The 13345-nt window shown below is 71.9% G+C and carries 14 protein-coding genes; 10 read left to right on the top strand and 4 right to left on the bottom strand.

The features are described from left to right. Nucleotides 1-2 precede the first annotated feature (2 nt). Together ACIQ6Y_RS31055 and ACIQ6Y_RS31050 are read right to left on the bottom strand one after the other, a co-directional pair. On the bottom strand, nucleotides 3-695 hold the full coding sequence (locus ACIQ6Y_RS31055; protein ID WP_404043883.1) for a hypothetical protein: 693 nt from the start codon (nucleotides 693-695) through the stop codon (nucleotides 3-5). A 58-nt stretch (nucleotides 696-753) separates the two neighbouring features. Continuing rightward, entirely contained in the window at nucleotides 754-2340 is a 1587-nt protein-coding gene (locus tag ACIQ6Y_RS31050; RefSeq protein ID WP_404043881.1) for a putative T7SS-secreted protein, read from the bottom strand. Nucleotides 2341-2622: 282 nt separating this feature from the next. Here ACIQ6Y_RS31050 and ACIQ6Y_RS31045 point away from each other — a divergent pair, with 282 nt between their 5' ends. Continuing rightward, complete coding sequence (locus tag ACIQ6Y_RS31045; RefSeq protein ID WP_404043879.1) at nucleotides 2623-3120, top strand: hypothetical protein; 498 nt, start codon at nucleotides 2623-2625, stop codon at nucleotides 3118-3120. 8 nt (nucleotides 3121-3128) lie between these two features. On the opposite strand, the gene ACIQ6Y_RS31040 is transcribed toward ACIQ6Y_RS31045, so the two are convergent. Next, nucleotides 3129-3581, bottom strand: coding sequence for a hypothetical protein (locus ACIQ6Y_RS31040; protein ID WP_404043877.1), 453 nt, complete (start codon nucleotides 3579-3581; stop codon nucleotides 3129-3131). 236 nt (nucleotides 3582-3817) lie between these two features. On the opposite strand from ACIQ6Y_RS31040, the gene ACIQ6Y_RS31035 reads away from it, so the two are divergent. From ACIQ6Y_RS31035 to ACIQ6Y_RS30995, 9 genes are all read left to right on the top strand, one after another. Next, nucleotides 3818-4285, top strand: a complete 468-nt coding sequence (locus tag ACIQ6Y_RS31035) for a hypothetical protein (protein WP_404043875.1) — start codon at nucleotides 3818-3820, stop codon at nucleotides 4283-4285. Continuing rightward, on the top strand, nucleotides 4278-4946 hold the full coding sequence (locus tag ACIQ6Y_RS31030) for a hypothetical protein (protein WP_404043873.1): 669 nt from the start codon (nucleotides 4278-4280) through the stop codon (nucleotides 4944-4946). The genes ACIQ6Y_RS31035 and ACIQ6Y_RS31030 overlap by 8 nt, the downstream gene beginning before the upstream one ends. Continuing rightward, nucleotides 4943-5410 carry a hypothetical protein gene (locus ACIQ6Y_RS31025; protein WP_404043871.1) on the top strand — a complete coding sequence of 156 codons (468 nt, stop codon included), beginning with the start codon at nucleotides 4943-4945 and terminating at the stop codon, nucleotides 5408-5410. Before ACIQ6Y_RS31030 ends, ACIQ6Y_RS31025 begins: the two co-directional genes overlap by 4 nt. Further along, nucleotides 5407-5946, top strand: coding sequence for a barstar family protein (locus ACIQ6Y_RS31020; RefSeq protein ID WP_404043869.1), 540 nt, complete (start codon nucleotides 5407-5409; stop codon nucleotides 5944-5946). The genes ACIQ6Y_RS31025 and ACIQ6Y_RS31020 overlap by 4 nt, the downstream gene beginning before the upstream one ends. Nucleotides 5947-6103: 157 nt before the next feature. Then, nucleotides 6104-9115, top strand: coding sequence for a BTAD domain-containing putative transcriptional regulator (locus tag ACIQ6Y_RS31015; RefSeq protein WP_404043867.1), 3012 nt, complete (start codon nucleotides 6104-6106; stop codon nucleotides 9113-9115). After that, complete coding sequence (locus ACIQ6Y_RS31010) at nucleotides 9112-10119, top strand: prepilin peptidase (protein WP_404043865.1); 1008 nt, start codon at nucleotides 9112-9114, stop codon at nucleotides 10117-10119. The genes ACIQ6Y_RS31015 and ACIQ6Y_RS31010 overlap by 4 nt, the downstream gene beginning before the upstream one ends. A 71-nt stretch (nucleotides 10120-10190) precedes the next feature. After that, a complete protein-coding gene (gene mqnC / locus ACIQ6Y_RS31005) occupies nucleotides 10191-11387 on the top strand; it encodes a cyclic dehypoxanthinyl futalosine synthase (protein WP_404043863.1) in 1197 nt (398 codons plus the stop codon). A gap of 7 nt (nucleotides 11388-11394) precedes the next feature. Next, entirely contained in the window at nucleotides 11395-11994 is a 600-nt protein-coding gene (locus ACIQ6Y_RS31000) for an imidazolonepropionase-like domain-containing protein (RefSeq protein WP_404043861.1), read from the top strand. Nucleotides 11995-12042: 48 nt separating this feature from the next. Continuing rightward, a complete protein-coding gene (locus ACIQ6Y_RS30995) occupies nucleotides 12043-12738 on the top strand; it encodes a demethylmenaquinone methyltransferase (protein WP_404043859.1) in 696 nt (231 codons plus the stop codon). Nucleotides 12739-12922: 184 nt separating this feature from the next. Here the strand turns inward: ACIQ6Y_RS30995 and ACIQ6Y_RS30990 are convergent, their stop codons facing one another. Further along, nucleotides 12923-13228, bottom strand: coding sequence for a PASTA domain-containing protein (locus ACIQ6Y_RS30990; protein ID WP_404043857.1), 306 nt, complete (start codon nucleotides 13226-13228; stop codon nucleotides 12923-12925). Nucleotides 13229-13345 lie beyond the last annotated feature (117 nt).

Below are 13345 nucleotides of genomic sequence, written 5' to 3'. Positions count from 1 at the left end.
CTCTACTCCTCGTCCTCGAAACTGACCGGCGTGTAGTGCTCCGCGTACTCCGCCAGAAAGGCACGTGCCTCCTGTGGGACGGCGAGGGGGACTCGGACCACATACTCCAGAAGGCGCTTCGGCGGGTAGTAGTCAACGAATTCATACTCGATCTGAGCGAGTGTCTCAGGCGACCCGTACCTGTCGGCCACGCCGAGAGCTGTCAGAAGGCCTTGAAGGTCGTAGGAGGCGATGCCTTCGAGATCTTTCGGCAGACGGTAGGGAAAGACATTGGCCGGAGAGAGCGGCGTTCCGCCGCGGGCGACCTGCGCGAGGTCGTCCGGGCCGAGCTGGACCCACGGTCCGCTGTGACTCACGACCATCCATCGGTCGGCGACGCCGCTCCGATAGACGCGGCATTCCGCTCCGGCGAAGATCTCCGCCATGCCCAGGCCCATTCTGGTGAGCGGCGGCGGTGACCCGTCGAGGCTCTGGACCTCCTCGTGCCCCGCCTGGAGCATGTGCGTGAACTCCTCGACGAATACGACGTGCTTGTCGGACCGGGCCAAGCACGAGAAATGAACGTTCCCGTCGAAGAAGGCAGGACGTTCGGCCCAAGGGTCCCGGATCAGTCGATAGCCCGCGACTCCGTCGCAATGTCCCGGGACGAGAGGGGCGGGCGCCCCGCAGATCTGGCACTCGTTGAGATCCGGCATGTCCGTTCGCCTGTCGTTTCGATCGGTCTACTGGGCCTGACGTGGGCGGGTCCGGTCACTATATGCCGGGTACGGGCACGATCCCGCCGCGGTCGCTGATCGGCCCACCTGGCGGATATGTGCCCTGCGGCAGTTCCAGCACGCCGCTGTTGTCGAAGAAGCGGACATTGCCGTCCCGGCTGATCACTGCCTCCATGTGAGGTGTGCGTTTGTTCTCCAGATCGCGGCTCATGCTGTTCTTCATGCCGCGTGCGGCTTCCAGATCGTCGGGTGGACCGGGTATGCGATCCTCGGGGTGAGTGTGCACCGTGAACTTGTAGCCCTCGTCGCGCAGTTCCTTCGGCACGATGGTCGTCACCTGGTCGCCCTGGAAGAGCCGCATTTCACCGAGGGGGTTCTGCACCACGGCGTGCTCGACACCGTGGAACTTCTGCAACTCGGCCATGTGCGTGATGTGAACCTCGTTCGGGGAGATGCGGACAGGGCCCGTGGTGAGGGCCTTCGCGAGCTGTCTGGCCTTCGGGGAGAGCTCACGGTACGGAATCGTTCCGCCGAACAATCGGGTCGACCCCTTGAACGGGCGGTAGATGGAGCGCAATGCGTCGCCGGAGCGCAGCGCCTGGTACTTCTTCGCGAAGCCCCCGCCGATCCCCTTCATGAACCCGGCGCCCAGCGCCTTCAGCCCGCCCGCCTTCCACAGCTTGCCCAGCTTGGCCAGGCTGGTGAAGCCCTTGGTGGCGGGAATGCAGTCCAGCACCGCCCAGGCCAGATCCCCCCACCCAGCTGTGCCGTTGAGCATTTTTCTCACCGTGTCCGCGAGGACGACGAGCGCCGCGGCGAACACCAGCCAGCCCAGCGGACCGCCGATGATCATGACGATGATGCCGACGATCGTGACGACCCATTTGCAGACGGTGACGATCTCGTCCCAGTGGTCGGAGACCCAGTCGCCGATCTCCTCCCACCAGTGCCGGTTGCGAATGCCGGCGTCGGAGGCCTCCTGGAGTTTGGTGACGGTGCGGCGGGCGGCCTCCTCGCGCAGGCCTCGTGCCTGCGCGGCGAGCTTCTTCGCCGCATCGAGGGCGTTCTGCGCGGTCTGCACGTCCCGCTCCGCCTGCTCCTGGCGGGACTTGGCGTGCTGTGCGTCGCGCGTGGCGCGGCGGACTTCGGCCTCGTCGGGCTTGGGGATCTCCTTGCCGGCGTTCTTCGACGGGTCGTAGGAGTCGGCCTTCTCGGTCGCCCGCCGCACCCAGTCCTCGGCGCCGGACAGGGACGTCTGGGCGGTGCTCAGCTCCTCGCGCGCCTTACGGCCGTCCCGCAGGGCCTTGTCCGCCTTCTGCTGTGCTTCCTGGAGATCCGGCCAGAAGGAGGCGAGGGCGTCGCCCGCGAGGTCGTACGACTTCTTCAGCTTGCGCAGCTTCTTCGGGGCGTCGGCGAACTCCTCGGCGAAGACCTCGGCCGTCTTGCCCGCCCAGGAGAGGATCTCCTCCTCCTTGGCTATGCCCTTCAGGTCGCGCAGGGCCTCGGCCACGTCGTCCGCGAAGTCGTGCAAGGTGCCGGCCAGTTGGCGGATGCGCTGCGGGTCGCCCGGGGTCGGGTCCTTCTCCAGGTCGAGTACATGCCAGTCGGTCGCCCTGTGGGACACGCGTTTACCCCCGTAACGCCCGCGATCGCGCAAGAGAACGTACGTGTGAATCTATCCTGTGGACGGAGGCCGACCGGGTGGCGGCCTCCGGCGTGGCAGACGCAACCAGCGAGGCCGCGGTTGCGACCGTCGCCGGATGCTGCCTCGGCAGGCGGTCCTGGCGGGACTCGGCCGAGCTTGCGTGCTTCGGGTGCGGGACGTTGGTTCCGCGGCCACCAGGTGTCCGCTGCCGCAGGATCCGTATCCGGCCGACATGGCCATCCCCTGAGGAGGACAGCAGCCGTGCGCCTGGTCATCACGTCACAGAAGGCCGACACGCGCGACCGGTGGCAGCGTGTCTTCGAAGGCTGCGCGGACGCGGTGTGCCAACGAGGACTGCGGTCGGACACACCGGTCGACGCCGTCCTCATGGCCGGCCTGTTCGCCCATGGGCGCTACGGCGGCCGACCGAACTTCTCCACGGCGGAGATCCTGGAGAACCGGCGGGACGACGGCTGGCCCGGCCTCGTCATCGTGCCGCCGACCCGGCCCATGACGAAGGACTCCGACGGAAACTGGACGGTCCACGCGGATTACGCGGACATTCCGCCCGCGTATTTCGCGGCTTCCCGCTCCTTCCAGGCCGTCGTGGAATGGAACAGCACACACGAGAGCCAGATCTCCTCGGCCGAGATCAACCTCGGGCTGATGAACATGGACAATCCCGTCGACGATTCCAGCGCACGCGCCTTCAGGGAAGCCTTCGAGGAGTACCGCGACCGTCTGGCCCCTCGGGCATGACGTCCTCTTCAGCAGCACCCAAGCTGCTCATCGACCTGCTCGATCAGGTCGCCCCGACGCGCGCGGCGCATCTGGCGCTTGACTTCGCGGAGCACGTGCGCGACATCGCGCGCGACGACCTCCCCGAGCCGGTCCTGGCCGCGAGTCCGGAATTCATCGCGGCGGCCCATGAGGCGATCGACCTCGGCGAGCGGCACCCGAGACTGTTCACGGCCCGCGAGCGGCTCTGGGAGGCCGCCGCGCGGTGGCAGGGCAACCGGTACGAGCTCGCCACGGGCGCGGGTCTCGTCCTGGACGCCGCGCGGGTCGGCACCCAGCGCATGATGGAGAAGGCGGCCGGACACCGGCCGAGCAGCCTGCCGCGCTGCCTCGACGTCGCCCGAAAGTGCCAGGCGGAGGCCGGACGGTGGCACGCGCAGCGGTGCTCCGGCGACACCGACGAGCGCCTTGCCGCCCGCCACGCCGCTGGGAGGAGGCGCGCTGGCAGGTGCTGCACATCATCGCCACGGAACCGGCTCTGGGCAGCGGCCGCGAGGGACGGCACCCCGAGGCGGGGCATGACTGAGGGCGCCACTCCGACTCCCGAGGCGGTGTTGGTGCGCAGTGCGCAGTGCGCAGTGCGCAGTGCGCGGTCAGCTGGGAGGAAGGGCGGAGGGGCGGACCGCTCTGCGAACTGCTGGAGTAGGGCGACTGCCCGATGAAGTTCACGTTCTCCGTGGCCGACGACGAGTTGCCGCCGGCCAGCGGCTTCGACCTCGGGCACATGGACGTCCTCGGCAGCGAGGGAGAGGCGAACTCGCGGGACCGGACGCCGGACCAGGCGATGATGATCTACCTCTCGGTGACCCTGCTGCTGGATGGAGTGAGGCACTTCCTGACCGGGCGGGAGCGCACCTACGAGTCCGCGGCCGTCGTCTCCTCGTTCTCGCTGAAGTTCAGCAGAAAGAAGGGCGGTTGGTTGGAGACGCGCCACGAGAGCGCGCTCGTGGACCGGTCGAGCGAGAAGGACCTCGCCGCCGCCCTCTACCAGGGCGCCGACACGTTTGCCCGGGCAACCCTGCGTCACCTCCCGCTCGACGACGCCGGCCGGGGGGACCTGGAGGCATCTCTGGCGGAGTTCGGGCGGTGGTACGTCCGGCAGCGCCTTGAGGTACGGCATGACTGAGCACGTCACTCCGATCCCCGAAGAGGTCTACGCCCGCGCCGTGTTCGCGCCCCTCGGGGGGATCGTGGAGGTCGGAGCGGTGAATGCCACCGGCACCTGGCGGCTCGCCGACGTTGCCATCCACGACTTCCTGGCACACCGACGGGACGATGTGGAGCGCCTGTTCAACGACATCCGCTCGGTCTGCCGCTTCAGCGACTGCGCGATGGCCGTCGTGGACGAGCTGGGTTGGTTCCGCGACCACGAGGTGTCCGGGGCCCTCCTGCTGCTCTGGTCGGCGGGTGTCACCGGCGTGCCCCAGCCTCTGTCGCGGCTCGAAGAGCCACCCACCGTGCGGCGCATGTGCCGTATGGCCGCGGACCTGCAACTGACCGCCTTGCTGCAGGCGTTGATCACAACCGCCGTCGCCGCCGGTACGCCCGCCTCGCGCGGCGCGCCCACGATCGCCGGCGTCCTCGCCACCGCCTGCGACCTGGCCGACCCGACGGGCCGGAGCACGCCGGACGTCGTCCTGCGGATGTGGCGGGTCGCCCATCTGGCGGGCATCCTCAGCCCTGGCTCCGACGCGCCCGAGAACGGCAGGGCCGGCTTCCGGGCGTACGACCGGACGCTGGAGGAGCTGATCACGTCGGCCGGGAGCGAGCAGGAGGAGAGCTCGTGACATCCGCGTGGGACTGGGAAGGCGGCGAGGGCCTGCTGTCGCTCGACGACCCCGAGGAGTGGGACGCGGCGTACGCGTGCGGCCGGGATCACCTCGGTACGGCGGTGATCGGGCTGGCGTTGAACTGCCCGCCGGCGCAGGCGGCGCCGCGGATCCTCAGGGCGATGCGGCTGCCGGACGCCGGTCAGCGGGCGTACGCGTTCACGGCGGCGGGCCACGCCGCCCGGCTCAACGGGGAGCTGACGCCGGAGCTGTACGACGCGCTGCGTGCCGCGGGGCACAGGGGCGTCGCCGAGACCGCCGTCGACGACACGCTGACGTTCGTGCCGTTCCGGGAGCTGCCGCCCTGGTTCAAGTGGCGGTATGTCGTGTCGGCGGCGCGGGGCCAGGCGGAGAGCTGGCGGCTCACCGTCGCGTACGCGGCCGAGGACGCCCGGCAGGCCCTGCGCCGGAGCCGCTCATGAAGGCGCCGGCCTCGCACACGGTCTTCATCCCGCGGGGGACGGCCGAGGCGCAACGGCGGCTGGCCGAGCTGGAGGCGAGGGGCGGCCGGGTCCATCACTTCGACGCCGGGGACCTGTTGACCGAGCGGGGGATCTACGACACGTTCGCGGACGTCCTGCGCTTTCCCGGCTACTTCGGCCGGAACTGGGACGCCCTTGTGGACTGCCTGGACGACCTGTGCGGCGAGGTTACCGGTGGGGTCGGGATGGCCGGTGTCATCAGTGACGCGGATCTGCTGCTGGAGGCGGAGCACTTCCCGTTGTTCGTGTCGGTCCTGTGCCAAGGGGCGGACCGTGCCAACGCGGTGGTCGACCTGGACGGCTTTCCGCTGGACCGGCCGCCCGTCTCCCAGCACTTCGTGTTCGAGTTCCAGGACTTCGACCGCGACGAGATCGCACAGCTCCTGGAGCAGCCGGACCTCGTCGTCACCAGGACGGACGGATACGTCACCGCAGGCCTCGACCCCGAGGAGTGGGGGATTGTGAGGAGGTTGTGAGGACCGCTCCGGGTTTCGGAGGTCAAATCGGGCTTTCCGTGCGGTCGGTGCGAAGTCGGCGCGGAGCTGGTCGGCCGGCCTCCCGTGACCCCCGGGCGACTTCATAAGATCTCGGTAGGCTCAGTACCCCCATCAAACCCACCCCAGGACACCCGCCATGCCGCGACGCCGCAGTTCCAGCTCGTCAAGCTCGACGGGAAGCCCGGCCACCCCGGGGAGCACCCCGCGGAACCGTACCCCGCAGCCCGTACGTGTACGGCGGCGGACGTTCGGTGACTTCGTGAAGGCGTTCTTCGCGTTCGTGGCGCTGGCCGCGCTGGTCTTCGGCGTGCCGCTGGGGCTGGCGTCGCAGCTGGGGTGGCCGCTCCCCGACGGGGCGCCGAGTGTGGACTGGCTGCAGCGTGAGATCTCGGTGCAGACGTTCCTGAACATCCTCACCGTGATCGTGTGGCTGGCCTGGGCCCAGTTCACCGCGTGCGTGCTGGTCGAGGTGAAGGCCGCCGTGTCCGGGGTGGGCGTGCCGGGGCGGGTGCCCGGGGCCGGGCCCAGTCAGCTGCTCGCGCGGCAGCTCGTCGCGGCGCTGCTGCTGGTCGGCGCGACGGCAGCCAGCCTGACGCCCGGGCTGTCGCAGCTCGGGCAGAACCTGGAGGGCAACCAGCGGCCCACGGTCGCCGCGGCGCAGCAGACGCCCGGACTCTTCGCCCAGCAGCAGGAGCAGGCCGCCTCCGCCGCGGCCGCCCTCGCCGAGCAGGCCGCCGACGCCGCGGACCACGCCGACAGCGGCACCACCGCCCGCAGCGGCGACACGAAGTACTACCGGATCCAGCCGCCCGAGGGCCGCCACCACGACTCCCTGTGGGAGGTCGCCGAACGCCACCTCGGCGACGGCCGCCGCTACAAGGAGATCTACGAGCTCAACAAGGACCGCGTGCAGCCCGATGGCTCCCGGCTGTCCGAGGCCAGCCTCATCCGGCCCGGCTGGATCATGGAGATGCCCGGCGACGCCCGCGGTGGCGAGCTCGTGGAGATGCCCGACGAGGCCCCCAGCGTCTCGCCCGAGGTCCAGCAGCAGATCCGCGACTACGCGAGGACCGGCGACCACGCCGAGCAGCAGCGGCCTGGCGGCGACCACGCCGAGCCGCAGCCCGGTGCCGACCACGGCGACACGCGTGTGTCCCTGCCCGAGCAGCGCCCGGCCCCCGCCCCCGAGGCCCCGCAGCACCAGGAGACCCCCCAGGCCTCCGCACAGTCCGACGAAGGCCAGTCCGACGCAGGCCACTCCTTCGGCCTCCCCGAAGCCCTCCTCGGCGCGCCCCTTCTCGCCGCCGGCCTCCTCGGCGCCCTCGGCCGGCGCCGCCGCCAGGCCCTGTGGCAGTCGGCGCTCGGTGCGGTCGGCGGACGGCGCGGCATGGAGCCGCCCACCCCGACCGGCGCCGCCGCGGACGCCCAGGACGCGCTTCTGGTCGGCGCCGACCCCGAGGCCGTACGCCTCCTGGACCGTTCGCTGCGCGGCCTCGCCGCCTCGCTCGCCGCCGAGTCGCGGCCGCTGCCGGTGGTGTACGCGGCCTGGCTCAGCAACGGCGACCTGCACCTCCAGCTCGCCCAGCCGTCCGGGAAGCCGCCCGCGCCGTGGCAGACCGGCCAGGACCAGACGTTCTGGCTGCTGTCCCGCGCCGACGCCGAGCGCTACGAGGACGTCGACACCGCCGCCCCGTACCCCGGCCTGGTCAGCCTCGGCACCATGGACGAGTCGCGGCTGCTGCTCAACCTGGAGGCCGTGCCCGGCATCGTCTCGCTGAGCGGCCGCGAGGCCGACCGGGCCGCCGTGTTCGCCTCCGTCGCCGCCGAACTCGCCACCAACGGCTGGTCGGACCGTATGACCATCACCCTCGTCGGCTTCGGCGAGGACCTCACCCCGCTCGCCCCCAACCGGCTGCGCCACCTCGACGGCATCGACGACCTCATCGAGACCATGGAGGCCGAGACCCGCCAGCGGCGCGGCGCGCTCGGCGCCGCCGGACAGGACTCCGTGCTCACCGGCCGCACCGGCCCCGCCCAGCACACCCGCTGGGCCCCGCACCTGGTGCTGCTCGCCGCCCAGCCCTCCGCCGAGGACGCCGTCAAGCTCGCCGAACTCGCCGCCGACGCCGGCCGCCTCGGCATCGGCTACCTCGTCGGCACCGAGTCCGGCGATCTGCCCGGCGCCGCCTGGGAGATGGAGATCACCGGCGAGGGCAAGCTGCTCGCCCCGCTCCTCGGCCTCGAACTCGACGCCCAGCTCCTGCCCGTGCCGCAGCAGCGCGCGGTCGTCGAGCTGTTCGTCGAGACCGCCCCGGACAACGACAACCCCCAGGGGCCGGCCCCCACGCCGCCCTTCCTCGTCGACGTCAGCGAACAGGGCCGGCCCGCCGTCTACGCCCGGCTCGTCGGGTCGTACGAGATCATCGGCCTGGACACCCCCGACGGCGAGCGCAGCGCCCTGCTGCACGAGGCCCTCGCCCTGCTGCTCCTGCACCGCGAGGGCGTGCACCCGCGCGTGCTGGCCTCCGCGCTGTGGCCGCGCGGCGTCACCGACGACGTACGCGACGCGCTGCTCGACCGGCTGCGCGACTGGCTCGGCGCCGACCCCGACGGCACGCCCCGCCTCGCCACCGACGCCACCGGCCGCCTCACCCTCGCCAAGTCGGTCGTCTCCGACCTCGACGTGCTGCGCTCGCTCTACCACGAGGCCACGCAGGGCCGGGGCGTCGACAACCGTGCCGTGCGCGGCCGGCTGCTCACCGACGCGCTCGTGCTGGTGCGCGGGCCGCTGCTCGCCGACCGGCCCGAGGGCCGCTACCGCTGGCTCACCCACGAGATCATCGACGCCCAACTCCCGCTGCTCGTCGCCGACATCGGGCTCGCGCTGTCCGCCTTCCACCTGGAGAAGGACCGCGCGGAGAAGGCCATCGAGGCCCTGAACGCCGCCCTGCGCACGGCCCCGGCCGACGAGCGCCTGTGGAACGAACTCCTGCGCGCCACCCACGCCACCGGCGACACGGCCCGTCTCACCGCCCTCGCCGCCGACCTCCTGGGCCGCAGCGGCGCCCGCGGCCTGCCGCCGCGCACCGAGGCCCTGCTGGACGAGCTGCTCCCGTCCTGGCGCGACAGCGCCGCGGCCGTGGGATGAACAGCACTGTGCTCGTGATCGCCGCCGCGCTGTGGGGCGCGGCGGCGGGCGCCCTGCTCCCGCGCGCGGTCTACCGCTTCGCGGCCCCCTCCGGCGAGCCGTGGCGGGGGCTGTGCCCCGGCGGGCACCCGGTCCGGGGCTGGCTCGGCCGCGGCTGGTGCGGCGAGTGCGCCCGTACGACGACGGAGGCCGCGGGCGAGGCCGGGCGGGCCGCGTCCGACCCGAGCCCCGAACCCCTCACGCCGGCGGCCACCGCCCAGCACGGCCGCCCCGCCGACGAACCGGCCCCCGCCGCCCCCGACCTCTCAGCGGCAACCGCTCCCCAGGGGAGCCCCACCGACGTCCCGGCCCCCGGCGCCACCGACCCCTCAGCGGCAACCGCTCCCCAGGGGAGCCCCACCGACGTCCCGGCCCCCGGCGACGTCGAGCCCCCGGCCACGGTCACCCGCACCTCACCGTCGTACGGCCCGAAAGTCCTGCCTCTGGCGACCGTCACCGCACTCGTCTGCGCCGCCCTCGCCGCAGCCACCGGCACCCGGCCCGAGCTCGGCGTCTGGCTGCTGCTCGCGCCCGTCGGCGTACTGCTGGCGGCGGTGGACTTCCGGGTGAAGCGGCTGCCGGACCCGCTGACGCTGCCCCTCGCGGCGGCGGCCCTCGCCCTGCTCGGAGGCGCCGCGGCGGCGCCCGAGCACGCGGGGGAGTGGACGTCGGCGCTGTTCGGCTCCCTCGCCCTCGCGGCCGGCTACTTCGTGCTGTTCCTGATCAACCCCGGCGGCATGGGCTTCGGCGATGTGAAGCTCGCCCTCGGGGTCGGGGCCGCGCTCGGCTGGTACGGCTGGGGGACCCTGATGCTCGGCACCTTCGCCGGGTTCCTGCTGGGCGCGCTGTACGGCGGCGCGCTCGTCGTCGCGCGGCGCGCGAACCGCAAGACGGCGATCCCGTTCGGCCCGTTCCTCATCGCGGGGGCCTTCCTGGGCCTTCTGGCCGGGGCATACGCGGCCTGACGTCGGCGGCACAAAGCCCCTGGCGTACGCTGGATCAGTCCGTCCACAACCCTTGACGAAAGGGACACCCGGTGACCGAGAAGGCCGACCTCCAGTCCGTCCTCGACCGAGCCGCCGGGGGCGGGCGCATCACCCCCGAGGAGGCGCTCGACCTCTACCGGGACGCCCCGCTGCACGCGCTGGGCGCGGCCGCCGACGCCGTACGCCGCCGCCGTTACGCCGGGGTCGAGCACATCGCGACGTACATCATCGAGCGGAACATCAACTACACGAACGTGTGCGTCACGGCGTGCAAGTTCTGCGCCTTCTACGCCCCGCCGAAGAGCGACAAGGGCTGGACCCGCGACCTGGACGACATCCTGCGCCGCTGCGCGGAGACCGTCGAACTCGGCGGCACCCAGATCATGTTCCAGGGCGGCCACCACCCGGACTACGGCGTCGAGTACTACGAGAAGCACTTCTCGGCCATCAAGAAGGAGTTCCCGCAGCTCGTCATCCACAGCCTGGGGGCGAGCGAGGTCGAGCACATGGCCCGGATCTCCGAGGTGAGCGTCGAGGAGGCGATCCAGCGCATCCACACGGCCGGCCTCGACTCCTTCGCCGGCGCCGGCGCCGAGCTGCTCCCGGAGCGGCCGCGCAAGGCGATCGCCCCGCTGAAGGAGAGCGGCGAGCGCTGGCTGGAGATCATGGAGACCGCCCACAACCTCGGTGTCGAGTCCACCTCCACCATGCTGATGGGCACCGGCGAGACCAACGCCGAGCGCATCGAGCACCTGCGCATGATCCGTGACGTCCAGGACCGCACGGGCGGCTTCCGCGCCTTCATCCCGTACCTGTACCAGCCGCAGAACAACCACCTGAAGGGCCGCACCCAGGCCACCATCTTCGAGTACCTGCGGATGATCGCGATCGCACGGCTCTTCCTCGACAACGTCGCCCACATCCAGGGCTCCTGGCTCACCACCGGCAAGGACGCGGGCCAGCTGACCCTGCACTACGGCGCCGACGACCTCGGCTCGATCATGCTGGAGGAGAACGTCGTCTCGGCGGCCGGTGCCAAGCACCGCTCCAACCTGATGGAGATGATCGAGATGATCCGCGGCGCCGACCGGGTGCCCGCCCAGCGCTCCACGACGTACGAGCACCTGCTCGTGCACGACGACCCGGCGAACGACCCCGTCGACGAGCGCGTCGTCTCGCACATCTCCTCCACCGCGATCGAGGGCGGCACCGCGCACCCCGAGCTGAAGATCCTCGCCGCGAACTGAGCCAGGTGTGCTGACCCTTCACGTCGCCGAGGCCTCGCCGGAGGCCGCCGTCCTGGTCGACGGCGCGCACATCGCCGCCGTCGGCCCGTACGACGAGCTGGCCGCGGCCCATCCGCAGGCCCGGCTGCGCCGCTGGCCCGGCCTGCTCCTGCCCGGGCTGCTCAACCCGTACGGGCCGGAGCTGCTGGAACGCACGTACCACCCGGACCCGCGCGAGGCCGACGCCCTCGGCACCGAGCCGATCGGCGGGCCGCGCGCGGAGGCACTGTTCCGCGCGGACCCCGCCCGCCGGGGCGCCAGCGCGCGCCGCGGGGTGCAGCGGCTCCTCGCGTACGGCACCGTCGCCATCGCGGGTGAACTGCGCGACCGGGCCGCGCTGGACGCCGTACGGCGTGCCGGCCTGGCCGTCGGGCAGCGGCCGCCGTCGTTGCCGGGGCCGCCGTCCCTCTCGCCGTCCCCGCTGATCCTGCTCCCGGCCCTGGCCGCGGGCGGGCCCGCCCGGTTCGCCGTCTTCGACGTCCCGGACCGGGCCGGGCTCGTGCGGCAGGGCGCGGGCACCTGCGTGGCGACCGTGCTGGGCGGCCGGCTGGTGTACCGGGCCCGCTAGCGAGGGCCGCTTCCCGGCATCCCGGGCCCCTGCTGCCACAATGAGGGCGTGACCCGCGCATCCCTGGACAAGCAGCCGCACGAAGTCGCCTCGATGTTCGACGACGTGGCGGAACGGTACGACCTCACCAACGACGTGCTGTCCCTCGGGCAGACGCGCGGCTGGCGCAAGGAGGTCGCCAAGGCCGTCGACGCCCGCCCCGCGCAGAAGATCCTCGACCTGGCGGCCGGCACGGGCACGTCCTCGGGGCCCTTCGCGCAGGCCGGCGCCTTCGTCGTCCCCTGCGACTTCTCCCTCGGCATGCTCCAGGTCGGCAAGCGGCGCCAGGCCTGGATGCCGTTCACGGCCGGGGACGCCACGCGGCTGCCCTTCAAGGACGACACCTTCGACGCGGTGACGATCTCCTTCGGGCTGCGCAACGTCCAGGACTTCGACACGGCCCTGCGCGAGATGCACCGGGTGACCCGGCCCGGCGGGCGGGTCGTGATCTGCGAGTTCTCGCAGCCGACCTGGGCGCCCTTCCGCACGGTCTACACCGAGTACCTGATGCGCGCCCTGCCGCCGGTCGCCCGCGCCGTCTCCTCCAACCCGGACGCGTACGTCTATCTCGCCGAGTCCATCCGCGCCTGGCCCGACCAGCCCGCCCTCGCCGCGCGGCTGCAGCAGGCCGGCTGGGCGGACGTGGCGTGGCGCAACCTGACGGGCGGCGTGGTCGCGCTGCACCGGGGGTTCAAGAAGGGCTGAGCCGGTTTCCGTCGCTTCGCAGGCGGTTCGTCGGCGGCCGGGCGCTTCGTCAGCGACCGGCTGACCTGGGGCGGGCCTCGTCAGCGGCCTGCTCGGCGCGGATCACCGTAGGGCCATGTCCGGCCAGTGCAGGGCCACGTCCGGTCACCACAGAGCCATGTCCGTCACCGCAGGGCCATGTCCGTCACCGCAGGGCCATGTACGGATCTCCCGGTTCGTCCAGCTCCCGCTCCAGCCCGCCGCCGCCCGGACGCGGCAGGCGCGGCTCGCGCACGCCTCCGCCGCCCTCGCCGTCGCGGAAGTCGAACCACACCGTGACCACGGCGTCCCGCGGCACCTCGACGCCGGGCGGCGGGTACTGCCGTACGACGTAGTCGACGACGGTGAGATGGAAGTCCGGCCGGTCCGGCGAGGCCAGCAGCACGCCGTGCCGCTCGGCCTGGCGGCGCGCGTCGACCGCCATCAGGCCGACGAGTTTCGGCACGTGCACTTCGGGTGTTTTATGAGGTATACGCACAGATGTCACCCCCAGCGGTACTGGCAGGGTAACCGCCCGGGGTGCCGTCCGGAAGCGTCAAGTCGCTTTCTGTAGCAGGTCGTTACTCTG

The organism is Streptomyces sp. NPDC096205 (assembly GCF_044763135.1).
Taxonomy (GTDB): Bacteria; Actinomycetota; Actinomycetes; order Streptomycetales; family Streptomycetaceae; genus Streptomyces.
The sequence above is the reverse complement of the archived record's forward strand: the minus strand, read 5'-3'. Positions and strand labels throughout refer to the sequence as shown.

Bases quoted from the DNA above. Each gene is read 5' to 3' on its own strand.
- ACIQ6Y_RS31020 (WP_404043869.1), top strand. From the start codon at position 5,407: ATGAAGGCGCCGGCCTCGCACACGGTCTTCATCCCGCGGGGGACGGCC.
- ACIQ6Y_RS31010 (WP_404043865.1), top strand. From the start codon at position 9,112: ATGAACAGCACTGTGCTCGTGATCGCCGCCGCGCTGTGGGGCGCGGCG.
- ACIQ6Y_RS31055 (WP_404043883.1), bottom strand. From the start codon at position 695: ATGCCGGATCTCAACGAGTGCCAGATCTGCGGGGCGCCCGCCCCTCTC.
- ACIQ6Y_RS31035 (WP_404043875.1), top strand. From the start codon at position 3,818: ATGAAGTTCACGTTCTCCGTGGCCGACGACGAGTTGCCGCCGGCCAGC.
- ACIQ6Y_RS31015 (WP_404043867.1), top strand. From the start codon at position 6,104: ATGCCGCGACGCCGCAGTTCCAGCTCGTCAAGCTCGACGGGAAGCCCG.
- ACIQ6Y_RS31030 (WP_404043873.1), top strand. From the start codon at position 4,278: ATGACTGAGCACGTCACTCCGATCCCCGAAGAGGTCTACGCCCGCGCC.